Annotated in this window: 13 protein-coding genes; 10 read left to right on the top strand and 3 right to left on the bottom strand. The window is 38.2% G+C overall.

The genetic code is table 11. The features are described from left to right. A complete protein-coding gene (locus tag CKW03_RS07565; RefSeq protein ID WP_093097712.1) occupies positions 1 to 1332 on the top strand; it encodes an efflux RND transporter periplasmic adaptor subunit in 1332 nt (443 codons plus the stop codon). Positions 1333 to 2119: 787 nt separating this feature from the next. Next, positions 2120 to 2719, top strand: a complete 600-nt coding sequence (locus CKW03_RS07560) for a hypothetical protein (RefSeq protein ID WP_093095504.1) — start codon at positions 2120 to 2122, stop codon at positions 2717 to 2719. A 1-nt stretch (position 2720) separates the two neighbouring features. Here CKW03_RS07560 and CKW03_RS07555 read toward each other — a convergent pair whose 3' ends face one another. Beyond that, on the bottom strand, positions 2721 to 4196 hold the full coding sequence (locus CKW03_RS07555) for a glycoside hydrolase family 130 protein (protein ID WP_093095503.1): 1476 nt from the start codon (positions 4194 to 4196) through the stop codon (positions 2721 to 2723). 168 nt (positions 4197 to 4364) lie between these two features. Between CKW03_RS07555 and CKW03_RS07550 the strand changes: the two genes are divergently transcribed. The 6 genes from CKW03_RS07550 to CKW03_RS07525 all read left to right on the top strand — a co-directional run bounded on the left by CKW03_RS07550 (position 4365) and on the right by CKW03_RS07525 (position 10246). Beyond that, positions 4365 to 5567, top strand: a complete 1203-nt coding sequence (locus CKW03_RS07550) for a glycosyltransferase family 4 protein (protein WP_093095500.1) — start codon at positions 4365 to 4367, stop codon at positions 5565 to 5567. A gap of 12 nt (positions 5568 to 5579) precedes the next feature. Beyond that, positions 5580 to 6671 (top strand): hypothetical protein, encoded by a 1092-nt coding sequence (locus tag CKW03_RS07545; RefSeq protein ID WP_093095499.1) that lies wholly within the window; start codon positions 5580 to 5582, stop codon positions 6669 to 6671. A 91-nt stretch (positions 6672 to 6762) separates the two neighbouring features. Beyond that, positions 6763 to 6942 (top strand): hypothetical protein, encoded by a 180-nt coding sequence (locus tag CKW03_RS07540; protein ID WP_093095497.1) that lies wholly within the window; start codon positions 6763 to 6765, stop codon positions 6940 to 6942. A gap of 30 nt (positions 6943 to 6972) precedes the next feature. After that, positions 6973 to 8013 carry a DNA topoisomerase IB gene (locus CKW03_RS07535; protein WP_093095496.1) on the top strand — a complete coding sequence of 347 codons (1041 nt, stop codon included), beginning with the start codon at positions 6973 to 6975 and terminating at the stop codon, positions 8011 to 8013. 100 nt (positions 8014 to 8113) lie between these two features. Next, positions 8114 to 8569: a ferritin-like domain-containing protein gene (locus tag CKW03_RS07530; protein ID WP_157739427.1), complete on the top strand. Its 456-nt coding sequence runs from the start codon at positions 8114 to 8116 to the stop codon at positions 8567 to 8569. A 585-nt stretch (positions 8570 to 9154) separates the two neighbouring features. Further along, entirely contained in the window at positions 9155 to 10246 is a 1092-nt protein-coding gene (locus CKW03_RS07525) for a sensor histidine kinase (protein ID WP_093095493.1), read from the top strand. Here CKW03_RS07525 and CKW03_RS07520 read toward each other — a convergent pair whose 3' ends face one another. Then, positions 10247 to 10933 carry a DUF421 domain-containing protein gene (locus CKW03_RS07520; protein ID WP_093095492.1) on the bottom strand — a complete coding sequence of 229 codons (687 nt, stop codon included), beginning with the start codon at positions 10931 to 10933 and terminating at the stop codon, positions 10247 to 10249. Between the two features lie 86 nt (positions 10934 to 11019). On the opposite strand from CKW03_RS07520, the gene CKW03_RS07515 reads away from it, so the two are divergent. Both CKW03_RS07515 and ku read left to right on the top strand, forming a co-directional pair. Beyond that, a complete protein-coding gene (locus tag CKW03_RS07515; RefSeq protein WP_093095490.1) occupies positions 11020 to 11916 on the top strand; it encodes an SDR family oxidoreductase in 897 nt (298 codons plus the stop codon). Between the two features lie 1847 nt (positions 11917 to 13763). Next, on the top strand, positions 13764 to 14516 hold the full coding sequence (gene ku / locus CKW03_RS07505; protein WP_093095488.1) for a non-homologous end joining protein Ku: 753 nt from the start codon (positions 13764 to 13766) through the stop codon (positions 14514 to 14516). Here the strand turns inward: ku and ligD are convergent. Beyond that, positions 14513 to 16975 (bottom strand): DNA ligase D, encoded by a 2463-nt coding sequence (gene ligD / locus CKW03_RS07500; protein WP_093095486.1) that lies wholly within the window; start codon positions 16973 to 16975, stop codon positions 14513 to 14515. The genes ku and ligD overlap by 4 nt on opposite strands. Positions 16976 to 16981 lie beyond the last annotated feature (6 nt).

Genomic DNA, 16981 nt, shown 5'->3' with positions numbered 1-16981 from the left:
ATGCAACCCATCAATAAAACAAAATACCTTCTATTCTGCCTAGGCTTTGCATGCATATTGTCTTCTTGTAATAGCAGTTCTAGCAATTCGGAAAAATCTGCTGAAACCGAAGAAGGCCATGGACATGAACATGGAGCCACCGAAAAAACGACGATTACCTCACTGACTGATGAGCAGATCAAAGAGGTGGGCATTCAATTTGGACAAATTGAGCAGAAAAACCTTACTGCGCGAATCACAGCCAATGGGGTTTTGAATGTACCCAATAATAACCGTTCCAATGTGACTCCCCTTTATGGAGGTGTGATCCAATCACTGAATGTTCAATTAGGCGATCATGTCAGAAAAGGGCAAACCATTGCGACCATTATCAATCCGCAATTCATCCAATTGCAAGAAGATTATCTGAATGCAAATAATGAGATTCAGGCGGCTGAACAGGAGCTTCAGCGCCAGCAAGAGCTTAATGCGGGCAATGCTGGAGTCAAAAGAAACCTTCAGAATGCGGTGAGCAACCTGAATATCTTGAGGACCAAAAAAGCTTCTTCTGCAAAACAACTCCAATTGTTGGGAATTAACCCGAATGCCATTTCAACCAGCAATTTGCGATCGGCATTGTCAATTAGCAGTCCGATCAATGGAGTCGTATCCAATATTTTTGCGAAACTGGGCAGTTATGTGGATGTCTCCTCTCCTATAGTTGAGGTTGTGGACAACAGCATGATCCATCTGGATCTGCAGGTATTCGAAAGGGATCTGCCGAAGTTAAAGGTAGGCCAAGAAATCAGTTTCACGACCACGAACAATCCAAGCAAAATCTACACCGCCAAGATTTCCCAAATTGGTGCTTCTTTTGAAAACGAAAGCAAGACCATAGCTATCCACAGTATGGTGGTTGGAGATAAATCAGGCCTCATTGATGGCATGAATACTTCAGGTTCCATCAGCGTGGAAGATGTAACAACCGCAGCAGTTCCCGATGAAGCCATTGTAGAGTCTGAAGGTAAAACCTTTATATTTATCGAAACCGATAAAAAACCCGAAGCAGAACATGAAGATCATGAACATGCTGCTGGCGAGGAACATGACCACGCAGGCGAACACGATCATCCTGAAGAACCCCATGTCCATAAGGAAGGTGAAGAACATGATCATGCTGAACACTCGAAATCTATTAATTTTGAAAAAATAGAGGTGCTAAGGGGTGTTTCTAGTATGGGTTATACCGGTATTACCCCAGTAGTTGAAATACCAGCTAACAGCAAGATCGTAGTAAAGAATGCATTCTTTATCAATGCTAAAATGGTAGGTACAGTTGGCCATAGCCACTAAACCATTAAATTAAACAACATAAACATCATAGGTCTGGAATTAAAACTCCAGACCTATGTTTTTTAATAAACAACCCGAACCAAGCCGAGCTTTTCCAACAATATTTAACAACAATCTTTGTTAAAAGATTGATAAAAGCATACTTGGGATAAAACAGATAATATGGCTTTCCTTTGGGTCTTATTCGAGACACATTTTGAATTTTCCGAATATGCCTCGAACATGAGCAAAAGCAGACCCGAAGAACATGATCCATTTTGGAGATTTAGAGTTTTTACAAAATTTTCAGGAAGGTGCTGAGGTGTACAGCTTAAAGCAAAAAAAGCTTTCTTTCCAGTGTCAAACTGAGGCACGATTTTCTCGGAACAATACAAACAATGATTGAAATAACGAACAGGTCATCCATCTTCGATGGATGATGACAGAACGTGTGGGGCATTTACGTACAGATTCTTCACTGACCGTTCAGAATTGGGAGTTTCTCAGAGAGGGATTCAGAGTGCAGCGAAGAATCTATTTTTTTTTTTTTATGGGATTGGGGTCATTGCGAATCGCAAGATGAGCAAACTATTTCTTATTTAATTTGACCACATGAACGGGAATTATTGAAAAATATTTCACCCCCACTAGGGGTTATCCTTTATTATCCATAATTGCTCTACAAAGATTCCACCCCCTCTGGGGGTTCAGTAAATGATACACACCAAAAACCTTAATATAATAACTAGCGGATTGAAAAAAATCAACTTTTAGTTTTGTAAATTGTTATTCAAGTAAAAACAATGAGATGAAACATTTAATTCCAGCACAGCATGAAGGAAAGGATATGGATATCTCCGATTCCGTGGAATTCGAGAATGAAATTCTAGCTAAGAACTTTTATTTAGAGGCAAAGAACAGACTATTGGCTATCAATAATTGGAATGAGGTAGCAAAGGTTCCCGTTTCGACCTTCGAGCACTTAGATGCCTTTGGCAAACATTCTGAAGAAAGGCCGCAAGAAGGCGATTTTGTTAAGATAGATATTCCCGGACCTGGACTATGGAGTACTTCAGGTTACGATTATGTTCAAATAGAACAGATCAATGAATCTTCTGATACTGAACATGACTTGATTACGCTTACTCTAAGGCCAAGTTTTATGCCGCATCAAGATCATGATCATGAAACCAAACATTTCTTTAAAAACATGGCGACATCGAGCTTTCAGGTGAAGCGAGATGGCAAGACCGTTGAGGCCTCCTATTTTGGAAGGAATGAAATCATGAACTTGGAGCTTGATTCCATCCTGGACCGATTAAGGAATATTTTTGTTGCCTTAGGTGCAAAATTAGGAGCCTCTTATCCACAATGGAAATCCTTGATCGAAGGGATTTTACAAAAGTAAATTAAGGATTTCCCTCCTCTAATAACGTGCTGAGCAGTTCCTCGAGACAGATTGTTGCATAGGTCGACTCATGATCAGAGTAGGCATACGGCAGGATCAATTGATTGTTATGGATGATCTGCCCACAGGAATAGAGTACATTTGGCACATATCCATTTCTCTCCTCCTCATTGGCAAATAGAAGGGGTTCCTTTAGTTTCCCCAAGACCTTAGTAGGATCATGCAAATCGAGCAGCATTGCTCCGATCACATATTCGCGCATGGGTCCTACAGAATGGGTGATAACCAACCAGCCCTTTTCCGTTTCAAGAGGCGATCCACAATTGCCGACTTGTATAAATTCCCAAGGGCTTTCAGGTTCGGCAACCAGATGGATTTCATCGTGCCAATTGGTAATAGAATCCGAAAAAGACACATAGCTATTTTCACCATCCACCCGACAGAGCATGACGTATTTGCCATTGACCTTCCTTGGAAAAAGAGCAGCACCCTTATTGGCGATCTTACCATTGATAGGCTGCACTTTGAAATTGATAAAATCCTTGGTTGAGAGCAGTTTTGGAAGAATAGAATGACCATCATAAGCCGTATAGGTAGCATAATAGGTTATATTGCCTTTTTCACTTTTATAGGCTACAAAACGGGCATCTTCAATTCCATTCTTTTCGGTATCGCTGATAGGAAAGATTACTCGTTCTGAAATAGAAGTATCCAAGGAATAAGAAATCTCATAATGTGAAGAAGCCAACCACATGATCTGGTGCATCAAAATCTGGTTATCATGGGTCAATTCATTTTCTTCCTCGATTTCTTTAACAAAACGCAACAATTCATCATAGGTAAATGAATCCGTCAATTTGCTTTCTATGATTTTAGTTAAATCCTCGTCTACCCAATGCATCTGCATCAATTTTTCAATAAAATCGTCCTTTTTATAGCGATAATTTTTAACATGCTTAGGCTTGTCCAATAAAATGCCTACCTCATCGAGTTCAATGTTTAAATTCTTATCGATGATCCCTGAACGAAAGACTATGGAAGATAAATGCCCTTCCCCAACTGCCCTGAAACTTAGCACTACCCTTTTTTCGCCTTCATGTGTTTGGGATTGATCAGGTGAAAATACGATCGAAGGGTTAAAATAAGCGGCAGCTTCGATGGAATATTCCATGGTAAAGAAGGAGCCAATCAGTAATTTTTCGACCTCGGTCAATTTCTTGGTATCGATCTTTAGGTCTTTTAATTCTTGAGCCTTCAGCTTGTAGTTTCTTTCTAAAATATTGATTACACTGCGATGTCTTCGGGCATAATTTCTTAAAATCTGGGTAATCAACTCATTCTTTTTTACATCGCTTAAATTCAGTACTCTTTCAATAATTCTTTTAGAACGTTCTGGAGATAGGTTGAAACGACGAGCTAATACCCTATCCAACTTAGGTTTGAATAATATATTCTTTCTGTTTATTGTAATTCCCATATCAATTTAATTATAAGCCAACAACTTATTTATAACGATTAAAAAGAGGTCTTGTTTAATCTTTGTCATATTTAATTTTTATTGGGCTTAAATCTGAACAATTTCATCTTACTGGATGTTCAACAAGTAGTAAAGAATTAGTTATAAACAATTTGCAAAAGGATTTTTATGAAAATTTTGATTATTGGCACCTATCCGCCTAGGAAATGTGGGATAGCAACTTTTACGCATGATTTGTTCCAATCTATTTTGGACCATTCCAATGAAGTTGAGGTTATTGCTATTACGGACGGGACAGAGACCAGCTTTCCTCCTGAGGTGAAAAGAACAATAAGAAGAAATGAGAAATCAGACTATTTGGAATCGGCAGAGTGGGCAAACCAACAAATGTATCAGTGCTGTATCCTACAGCATGAATATGGAATATTTGGTGGGGAGGCAGGGGAATATATTTTGGATTTTATCTTACGGATAAATGTTCCCATCATAACTAATTTGCACACCATCCTTCAAAATCCAAATCCAATGGAGTTTAACGTCATTCAGAAATTAAGCATTCTGAGCGATAAAATCACTGTAATGACGCAACGAGGGATCGATATGCTGGAAAAAGTTTACCATATCAATTCTGATCGGCTTAGCCTGATTCCACATGGTGTTCCTAATTTTAAATCAACAAAAGAAGAAGCCAAAACGATTTTAGGACTCGAGGACAAAATCGTAATGTTATCCTTTGGACTTTTGGGTAGGAATAAAGGTTATGAAATTGCCATTGAAGCGACCTCAAAAATACGCTCAGATAACTTCGTGTATATAATCCTTGGGGCAACCCATCCGAATGTTTTGAAGGAAGAAGGCGATACTTACAAAAATAGTTTGATGCAACAAGCTGGCAAGCTCCAGCTTTCAGGCAAGGTATTCTTCGTGAACCATTTTGTCAGTGATGAAACCTTACAGCAGTATTTAAAAGCTTGTGACATCTATGTTACCCCCTATCCAAATGAAAGTCAAATGAGCAGTGGCACGCTATCCTTTGCCCTTGGCGCTGGTGCAGCCATAATTTCCACCCCATATTGGTATGCTAAGGATCTATTGGATGAGAATCGAGGAATGTTATTTGATTTTAACGATGTAGAAGGATTGGCAACATGCATCAACAATCTGATTGAAGATCCCAAACTCATGGAAAGCTATCAGCAAAGGGCGGAAAACTTTGGAAAAGCGATGTCCTGGATGAATGTAGGAAAACAACATTTAAGTTTAATTTCTGCTATCAATGCTCCAAAATCTAAAGTACAAAGCATGGAAAACCAAGACAAGACATTAAAGTTCTTGGATCCTGGAAAATCAAAGAAATTGATTTCTTCTTAATTCCTTATCAAGATGGAGGAAATTCAGGTAGATAATAAGTGCTATTCAAAGATAGTCAAGACATTTTTTGATCGGGTTCCAAAATTAGAGTTTCCTTATATTGAAATTTTGACGACCCCGACCGGTATCCTTCAACATGCCAAATTCAATATCCCGAATTACCATCATGGTTATTGTTTGGATGATAACTGCAGGGCTTTGCTATTATTCTGCAAGGCATATCATCAATTAGAACCCAGTTATAGAAATAAATACATCAGTAATTTCCTGGGATTTATCCATTATGCACAGAAAGAAGACGGGATCTTTAGAAACTTCATGTCCTTTGATCTACAGTTCATCGAGCACATAGGATCGGATGACAGCTTTGGAAGGACAATTTGGGCCCTAGGATTTCTGCTTTCAAAAAAAGAAATTGCCAATTATCATCCTATAGCCAAGGAATTATTTGATAGATCCTATCCTCACATGGCAGATTGCAAATCTGCACGAGCTGTAGGCTACCAAATTTTGGGATTGCTACACTATCTCGAAAAATATCCAGAGGATATGAAAATCCGAAAACAACTTGAAGGTTCCTGTCAATTTCTTATGGACGAATATAAAGCAGCAGAAAATGAAGATTGGCATTGGTTTGAAGAAGTCATTTCTTATGACAATGCGATCCTCCCCATGAGTATCTTAAGAGCATCGCGCTATTTTGGAAACAAGGAAATGGAAAAAATAGGATTGGCAAGCAGTGCTTTTTTAGATCAGGTTATTTTTCGAAAAGGTTATTTTTCAAGTATTGGAAATATTAATTGGTTAAAAAAGGAAGGTATTTGCAGTGATTTCGGTCAACAACCCATTGAAGTGAGCAGTACAATTATGCTTTACGAAGAGCTTCAACATCATGCAATTAGGATAAATTATAAAGAAAGAATCCTAGAAACTTTCTCTTGGTTTTTAGGGAACAACATAAAAGGAGAAGTCTTATTTGATTTCCAAAACATGGCTTGCTACGATGGCTTGGAAGAATATGGTGTAAACAAGAACCAAGGAGCGGAAAGTAATTTAGCTTTTTGGCTATCTTACTTGGATACAGCAAATTACATCCATTCTTGATTTAAGTATTTATTCCGATAAAACAGGTATTTAAACTATAAACTTATTCTTTTTTCAAGTGTTTTTCCATTAACACAGCGTTGGAGGCAATATGAAAAAACAAGGAAATACACCTATTGAAAGACATCCCCATAATAAAAACACTTTGGATTCCAGAAGTACCAACATTAAAGCAGATCCATCAAAAGACAGTACTAAGTCAGATAGTAATTCAAAAGCAGAAGCGACTGGAAACTCTGGCAAACAAGTGAATGATAAAAGGGAGAATTGATTAAGGTTCTCCGGAATCATTAATTAAAAAATGGAAAAATCCTTTACCCATAGTTCGATCGATAAGATTAAAGGCCTTAAGTATGTTGACAGTAATATTACCGGCTTTTCAAGAATAAAAAAGGGTAAGGGGTTTTCCTTTGTTGACCAAAAGAAAAAAATTATTTCTGACCCGAAAACACTAGCTAGAATTTCTTCTTTGGTCATCCCTCCGAATTGGGAAAACGTCTGGATCTGTCCTTATAAATCAGGTCATCTTCAAGCTACGGGGTACGATATAAAAGGAAGAAAACAATATATTTACCACCCGAAATGGAATGCCTTGAGGAAGGAAGATAAATTTGCCATGCTTCTCCCCTTTGCTAAAGGGCTAAGTAGTTTAAAAAAACGGATCAAACGGGACCTCAGACGAAAAGAAATCGACCTCCAAAAAGTAACAGCCTTAGCCTTGCAGATCATGGATCTAACCTCCATGCGCGCAGGAAATCAATTTTACGAAAAAACGAACGGCTCCTATGGCTTGACAACCTTAAAAAACCGACATCTTTCCATTGATAAAAATAAAATCACGTTTAAATATATAGGTAAAAAAGGGGTTCCTCAGGAAAAGAACCTTACCGCAAAGAGGCTTGCTCAGATATTAAAGAAAGTAAAGTCGATTCCTGGACAGCAATTATTCCAATTTGAGGATCAAAACCAGCAAGTCCATCAATTGGATTCTGGACATTTGAATGAATATTTGTACCAGGTTTATCAAAAACATATAACCTGCAAAACTTTTAGGACTTGGAATGCCTGTTTTTTATGCTTAGAACTATTTTTAAACAGTGAATATGCTGAAGATCCCAAACTTAGAAAATTGCATGCACAGGAAATTATAAAAACTGTGGCCAAAAAATTAGGTAATAGCAAATCAGTGGCCCTGAAACATTATATCCACCCAAAATTGATTAGTGATTATGAAATGGGAACATTAGGAAACTGGATCAAGTATAACAAGGAAAGTTCGGCTAGCGAAAAGGAAAAGAGGATCAAAGCTAGATTAATAAAAATAATTGGGGCTCAAAAATAACAAGTATTAACTCATTCCACTGAGTACAAATACTTGAAAATGAAAAACTTAAAACTTATCAACTCCTTACATGGTTCATTGGTTACTAAATCGAACAGCAATGGACAATAACGAAAAGAAAATAGATCTGGTCAACCGAGCCGTTGAGATCAATAATGATCGGATTAAGGGCTATGAAAAAGCCATAGAAATTGCGGGTGATGCAAATCTTCGCGAATTGCAAGAACTATTCAGGCAATACATAGAGCAGTCACGCCAATTTATCACTGAATTAAGTCCATACCTGGAGCGGTATGGTCAAGAACCCACTGAGGACAGTAACTTGACAGGAAAAATATTCAGGATATGGATGGATATCAAATCAGCCATTTCCCCTTCCATTTCGCAAGCCATTCTAGAAAGTTGCGAAAAGGGAGAAGATGAATTCAAAGAAACTTATAAAGAAATACTCAGCGATTGCTTGGATGAATTTCAGGAATTGATTGACGTTTTACAGCAGCAGCTTGCCACCCAACTAGAAGCTCACCAAAAGATCAAAGAGTTAAGAGATTATTAAACAAAGACTCAAACACCCATATCCATATTTTGACAGGCAGCAGAAAACTCAATTCTTCTGCCTGTATTGATTTTACAAGTATAAAAAGAATATAAATACGGTTTTTAAAGAGCAAAATACGGTTTTTTAGGTATTTAAGCATTTATCCATATATAAAGTTGTATTTTAATTGAAAGGAAAAAATAATGGATTCAAGTTTATTGACAATCTTTTTAATCCTGGTCTGTGTATTAGTATTGGGCTATGCCGTATATAATATCCGAGCAAAAAGACGTAACAAAAACGAATAAACAGACATTTGAACAATTGATAAACTATTGATTTTGAATTATTTTAATATTTCAAACATCAAATAATAAGAATACAGTAATCGTTTATTTATAAAACCTTCATTTTCCAAAAACCCTCCTGCTCTCCGCTTGAGGGTTTTCCTTTGGGAAATTTTTTTTAAAAATAGATTTAAATTATATCATTAGCCTTTTTACATATCAGAGTTAGACCGCAAATATCCCATTTAAGCTAGACTTGTGAATATCCTTAAATTCAATAAATTTATTGTTTTACAATTGTACACGTGATAAATTTATGCTGCCTGAAAATTTTAAATTTTTAAACGAAATCCTCAATTATTCACCTTTAGCGACTGCTATTTACGACAGTCCGGATCTGCGTATTGCTTTTGTCAATGAGGCTATGTTGAAAATGTGGTGTGCTGATAAGAACATTATTGGCAAACCATTTAGTGACGTGTTTCCATCCTTTAAAGAAAGTGGTTTTTCAGGCCTACTAGAAACTGTATGGCAGACAGGTAAGAGCTATAGAGCTACGGATACAGAAGCTGATATCCTCAAGGACGGTGTTCCGATCAAAAGGTTTTTTGATTTTGAATATAAGGCCTTGACGGATGAAAACCATAATACTTACGCCATATTGCATACTTCTATCGATGTAACGGAGAAACACGTTGCCTTAAAAACCATACAATCGCACGAGCAGCACCTCAATTATAACAATGAACTCGAATTAATAACCAATACCTTAGTTCACGACGCCAAAAACCCAATTTCAATTGCCCGGATCGCGGTTGAAAACATCATGAATAATCATGTAAAGCAGAATCCCGATTTAAAGAATTGGTTGTTTGTCATAGACGAGGCACTGAGCAGCCTTACGCAAATCATCGACAAAACCTCCTTATTAAGTGAAGCTAGAACCTATAAAATCGGCAAGAAACTGGTGCCATTATCGGAGAAAATCAATATTTGGGTCAAGGAAGCAAAATTAATCTATCAAGTTCCTTCTCTCCAAGTAAAATTAGGGTATTTACTTCCCGTGATGGCTGAACCAAGCTCCCTGTACCAGGTTTTTTCCAATATCATTGGAAATGCCATAAAATATTCTTCGCAACAGGAATACCCAACCTTAGAAATCCACAGTGAACAGGTTAATGATGGAGTAAACTATTATTTCAAGGATAATGGAATTGGAATCCCAAGGGAGGAAATTGATGAAATCTATTCCAATATGCAGCGAGCTTCCAATTCAGGGAACTTCCAAGGTAATGGGATTGGCCTATTTATCGTAAAGCGGATAATGGAAACCTTACAGGGCACAATAGAGGTGCAAAGCATCGTCAATAAAGGAACAGAAGTAAAGCTCTATTTTCCAGACAATTAATTAATGGAATGCTGTGTTTATAGCCTTTGTCCAACGATTTTTGTGACATACTGGACACTTCAGGCTCTTATCCACTACTTCCATGATTTTGCCACAGTACATACAGGCATAAGGACCTTGGCTGACATCAAGAGGTTCTATTTCTTTATAGTCATCAGGGAAAAGAGGTAATCCAAATTTTACATCTTCATTTTTAAAACGAAGAAGACTCATGGTACCATCGGTTTCCAAAACGGCAGTCCGGACTTGTCCTAAATGTTCAATCGACTGATTCCTCAATTCAGTGAAGAATTCCATTTTAGAGAAACTGCCAATATTTTCTTCATTGACCGCAAAAACACCGTCACGTACCACTACAAAGGGATCACCCTCCATAATTTTGTTAACAAAACTGAATTTTGCAGCTAACCAAGTGATTAACTTATATAGGACGATCACGGTCAAGAAAACCAATATGGCATGTAAGATGGGGAGGTCATCCTGAAACATGGGGTCACCTGCTGCTGAGCCTAAACCCAAAATAATAGCTACTTCAAATAGAGTTAGCTGCCGCACACCTCTTCTCCCCGAAATCCGCAGGATCAGCAAAATCAACAGGAACATGATCAATGTCCGCATCACTATTTCGATCAATAATTGGGAGCTTGCTCCATCAAATAAAATCTTATATAAGCTACTATCTTGCATTATGTCGAATTCTTTTTAAGCAGAACGATTATGGATTCAAATTGTTCTATCCCTGTAAACAAGATGATCATTAATTATAAGCAGCAATGAAAAAAGAAGGACAAGAATCAAAGAATCCAGAGACGAAATACCCAGCTCCACCATTCAAGAAGCAACCTCAATCTCCACCGGGAGAGACAAAATTAATGGACCCTCAACCGGACCATGGAGAAAATAGCTATGTAGGACATGGCATAATGAAGGGAAAAGCCGTAATTATTACCGGTGGCGATTCTGGAATTGGTAAAGCAATCGCTATAGCCATGGCTAGAGAAGGCGCAGACATCCTGATCGCATATAAGGATGATATTGAGAATGAAGATGCCTATGATACCGCAGAATGGGTAAAACAGGCTGGTTCAAAAGCCATCCTATTTAAAGCTGATTTAAGTGAAGAACTTAACTGTAAAAAACTCATAGAGCTAGCTGTCACTGAATTTAAAAAGATTGATGTCCTCATCAACAATGCTGCTTATCAAATGACCTATAAGGATATAGAGGATATCACTGCAGAAGAATGGAACAAAACATTCGAAGTAAATTTGAGTGCAATGTTTTATTTGGTAAAATATGCTAAAAAGTATATTCCCGCTGGCGGCAGTATTATCAATACCACTTCAGTGAATGCCTATGATCCTAATCCCACCCTATTGCCCTATGCAGCCAGTAAGGCGGCAATCCAAAATTTCACCTCCAGCTTAGCGCAAAAATTCCTGGAAGAAAACACAGGAATCCGCGTGAATGCAGTTGCACCAGGACCAATATGGACCCCTTTGATTCCCAGTACCATTCCGGATCATGAAAAATTTGGAAGCAACACCCCAATGGGAAGGCCGGGACAACCGGCAGAAATTGCCCCAATCTATGTTTTCCTTGCTTCGGATGCAGCGTCCTATATTTCTGGGGCCACCATACCAGCAACTGGAGGAAGAGTGACTATTTAGGTTGTTGCCTTTAGTGTCACTTTGTGGAATAAAAGATCTCGAGCCAAACAAACCATGATTGCATTGGCGTACAGTTCCTCCAAACCAAGTTAACAACTCTGGGGTCATCCTGAGAAGGAAAAATTTGGGCTAAATTTATCGGAAGGTGATGACAGCATGTTGGCAATGAAAATCTATTAGCTCTTTTATTTTTTAAATATATAACCCCATTGGGGTTCCATTATTTTAGCAGACATGGCACGTTAGCCTGGAAGTCGCGCAAAAACGATGTTCGATAAATCGAACATCGTTTTTGCATTAACCCTTTATAGTTCGATACCATTGCTAAAATAATTCTGCCCTTCCAGGGCAGTGGTTCGCCAAAAGAGAAATAAATCAGGAAAATAAATATGGGGGCTAAATACCTAGAAACACAGATTTAACAAACGTGTCATCATGGTACGCAGGAAGGATCTAGGAGCCATACAAAGCAAGATTGCATTGGCGTACAGTTCCTCCAAACCAAGTTAACAACTCTGGGGTCATCCTGAGAAGTAAAAATTTGGGCTAAATTTATCGGAAGGTGATGACAGCAAAGTGGAAGGCAAAAAACAAAATTTAGATTCTTCGTTACTTTTGAAGCCCAAAAGTAACCAAAAGGCTTAGGCCCATTTAAGGTGGCTTTTCGCACGGGCTCCAGCACATGGATAGAATGCCTTGTTGTCGGGAATATCTTTCAATAGATCACCCCATCAAAAGGGATGATCTATTGAAAGCATTCCAAGGCCAATCCCATCGCACAGGCATCGGCATTCTATCCATTTTTCCGCCACTGGAAATGAGCCGGAGGCTAAAGGTCTTCCTTCGGAAGAATGGATGTTTGCATTGCCAAACCCCCATCGGGCAATATCATTAAGTTAAAGTTTTTGGCGTCATTGGTACGCAGGAAGGATCTCGGAGCCATACAAAGGATGGAGGTATTGGGTATATTTCTTCAAATCACGTATACAACAATGGGGGCATCCTACGCAGGAAGGATATAGGAGCCATATAAAGGATGGAGGTATTGGGGTATATTTCTTCAAACCACGTGTACAACAATGGCTTCATCCTGACGCAGGAAGGATCTCAGAAGAACACAAACCATGATTGCATTGGCGTACAGGTCCTCCAAACCAAGTTAACAACTCTGGGGTCATCCTGAGAATGAAGGATATCGGAGCCATACAAAGGATGTAGGTATTGGGTATATTTCTTCAAACCACGTGTACAACAATGGAGGCATCCTACGGAGGAAGGATTTCGGAGCCATACAAACCATGATTGCATTGGCGTACAGTTCCTCTATCTTCGATAGAGGATGACAAAATCTAGTGGACATTTACGTACAGATTCTTCACTCACCGTTCAGAATTAACAATGTCCCAGAGAGGGATTCAGAGCGCAGCGAAGAATCTATTTTTTTATTTTATTTAGAGGAGTTTGTCATTCCGCTATCGTAAGATGAGGAAACTATTTTTTATTGTTTAATGCCGGTAATTTTTTTGTTTTATGCCATTAAAAAGGATTTGTTGAAAAATATTTCACCCACACTGTGGGTTGGTCGTTATTATCCATCATTGATCTACAAAGATTTCACCCCTGCTAGGGGTTTAGTAAATGATATATTTAATTTTGGATGCTTGCATTTTTCCGAGATGTTTCGTCCCTACCAATAGACACAAGAAATCCTTAAATTAATGTCATTAGCACCGCTCGGGGATCACCTAGAACAGCAATATTTTCTACAAAGCCCCCTTAAAAAGCTCTGTCCTTGGACTACACAGAACTATATTTCACAAAGATTGTTTAATAAAATAAAACATGATATGAAAGCAATTTGGACAGGAGCCATCGGTTTTGGATTAGTGAATATCCCGATCAAGATTTTCTCAGCAACACAAAGCAGTAGCCTCGACCTGGATATGTTGGACCGAAAGGACCATGCTAATATCAAATACAAAAGGGTAAATGAAAATTCAGGGAAAGAAGTTAATTGGGACAATATTGTGAAAGGCTATTTATTGAAAGATAAATATGTGATCTTGGAAGATGCCGATTTTGAAGAGGCCATGCCTGAAAAAAACAAAATGATCAACTTACAAACCTTTGTGAAGCTCCAAGAAATCGATAGCATCTATTTTGATACTCCATATTATTTAGAGCCTCAAAAATCAGGGGAAAAAGCTTATCAATTATTATTACAGGCTTTGGAAAAAAGTAAAATGGCGGGATTAGGGACTTTCGTGATGCGGAGTGTGGAAAACTTAGCGATCATAAAACCCTATAAAAACATTCTCTTGCTCAACAAGCTTCGTTTTGAGGAGGAAATCAGAGATACGGATGAACTAAAAACTCCATCTAGCAAAATTTCCAAACAGGAAATGGATATGGCACTTCAACTGATAAAAATGAACAGCAAGGAGTTTGATATTTCCGCTTTCAAAAATGAATATTCTAAGGAATTAATGAAAATCATCAATCAGAAAAGCAAAGGAAAGAGAGCGACTATCCGAAAAATCAACGTGGAAAACACAAAAGCTACCGATCTCTTGGAGAAACTAAAAGCAAGTTTAGCTTAAAATTTAGACAGGGCTTTCTTGATATCGACCTTACTCGATTGAAGTTCCTGCCATGGATCGTCAATCGTAGTAACTCGGCCATATACATTGAAAATATGGAAATCTTGAATCGAAAGGTCATAGTTGAGCTCTTCCCAAAGGATGGGTGTACTAACCGTGGCATTCGGTTTTGGTCTTACCGAATAAGGCGCCACAATGGTCTGCCCTTCTTTGTTCTGTAGATAATCGAGATAAATCAATCCTTTTCGTTTTTTTGGATCTCGGACCAGACTCGTCGTTTCTGGATGAACCTGATGGATCAACTCTGCAATAAATTGAACAAAATCACGAACTACTTGGTAATCATATTTTGCTGCAACATTCATAAAGATATGTAGACCACTCGATCCGGATGTTTTAATAAATGCAGGGATATCCCCTTTATCCAGGATCTCCTTTGCTGTAAGTGCCACATCAATGGTATCATTCCATTCTGCCCCATTAGGATCCAAGTCAAGCACGGCATATTGAGGTTTTTCGGGATTTTTATAAGTCGATAGCCAGGGGTTTATTTCGATGGAACCAAGGTTGACAATATAAAGTAAACTAGGTAAATCATTGCATATGAGATAATCAATGGTTTTGGAGGTACTTTCAGAAAATACTTCGGTAGTCTTGAGCCAAGCAGGAATCTTATCTGGATCGACATCTTTTTGAAAGAAGCTTTGCGCTTCAATTCCATTTGGAAATCTATTCATGGAAATAGGCTTATCTTTCAGGTAAGGCAAGATATAATCGCCCATCTTTTCATAATAATCCAAAAGGTCGCCTTTGCTAATTTTTTCTGTTGGCCAATATAGCTTATCCAGGTTGGTTAACTTGAGTGTTTTTTTTCCAAATTTCAGTTCCTTATCCATAATCTTATCTTCCTTTTCTGGTTCTTCCTTCGTTGTTTCATTAACCGATTTATCTTCACGAATCCCTTTAAAAACGGGGTGCCGAAGATGTTCGTCCCTAGTCCATTCTGAATAATATATATCACAGACCAGTTCAGGTCTTAACCAAGTGACATCTTTCTCCTTGGCAATTTTCTCAGTCTTTGGAAATGGTTTAACATCAGTCACTAAGGGTTTGAACAATTTATTTAAGGATTTCAATAATTCCTCATTAAAACCCGTTCCACAATTACCGATATATTTAAGTTGTCCTGCTGTTTTTATCCCTAGAACAATGGCTCCAAAATGAGATCGTGAACCTTCTGGTTTGGTAAATCCACAGATAATGGCTTCCTGTGTATTGCGGATCTTAATTTTTAGCCAGCTTCCGTTTCTCTGCCCCATCCCGTAAGGATCATCTCTTCTTTTTGCGATAATACCTTCCCATTTTTGCTCCCTCGCATAATCCAATAAATCCTTTTGAGGAGATTTGATTTCAGCGGACAATTTTATATGTTGGAATTTATGTTTTTTAATTAGTAGATTCAGGATTTCCTTTCTTTCAAGTAAAGAATAGGCTGTCAGGTCATTATTATCGAGATAAAGAATATCGAACACATAATAATAGATATTTAGGTTTTTAGGGATGGGTTCACCAGACTGCAGATATTGGAATTGAGCAATAGCATTTTTATCTTCAATTACGATCTCGCCATCGAGGATACAATCTCTCGTTAAGCCTTCCAAGTCTTTGAGGATACTGGGAAATTTATTGCTCAGCAGATTGCCATTTCTGGATATCAATTTCTTCGTGCCGTTTTGGGAAAAATAGAGTGAACGGAAGCCATCAAATTTCTTTTCAAAAAGCCAATCATTGCCATCAGGAATAGCTTGGCTTAATTTAGCAAGCATGGGCTTTATACTTTTATCGTCCAGCCCTAGGGGCTTTTTTTTTACGGTTTCAGTTTTATCTGATTTTTTCTTAAAGTCCTTACCTTCCTTTTTGATGGATTCACTTACCAATTTTTCAGAATCGAAAGGTTTATCCCATGAGAATTCATCCTTATGTTTGATCAATAGCCAATTCTTATCGACTCCAGTATGCATCCTGACGAGAGCAAAATCACCTTTTAGGACCTTGCCTTCCAACTTGAACTTAATATTACCGTTCTTCCATTGCTTTAGGAATTCTTGGTCGGATTTTACTTCCAAAGGGATATACTTACCTTCATCAAATATACTAACGGTGCCTGCGCCATAATTACCTTCAGGAATGCTGCCTTCAAACGATCCATAACTGAGGGGATGGTCTTCGACTTGAACAGCCAATCTTTTGTCTTTAGGATTCAGGGATGGGCCTTTAGGAACTGCCCAGCTCTTTAATGCACCATCGATTTCCAATCGAAAATCATAATGAAGTCGACTGGCATGATGCCTTTGAACAACAAAATGATGTTGCGTGGCATTAATTTTTCCCTTTACAGCTTTGGGTTCCGCGGTCTGGGAAAAATCTCGTTTTTTGTTATATTGATCAAGGTTCGACATAGCTTC

The sequence above is a fragment of the Sphingobacterium mizutaii genome, from assembly GCF_900187125.1.
Lineage (GTDB): Bacteria > Bacteroidota > Bacteroidia > Sphingobacteriales > Sphingobacteriaceae > Sphingobacterium > Sphingobacterium mizutaii.
The sequence above is the reverse complement of the archived record's forward strand: the minus strand, read 5'-3'. Positions and strand labels throughout refer to the sequence as shown.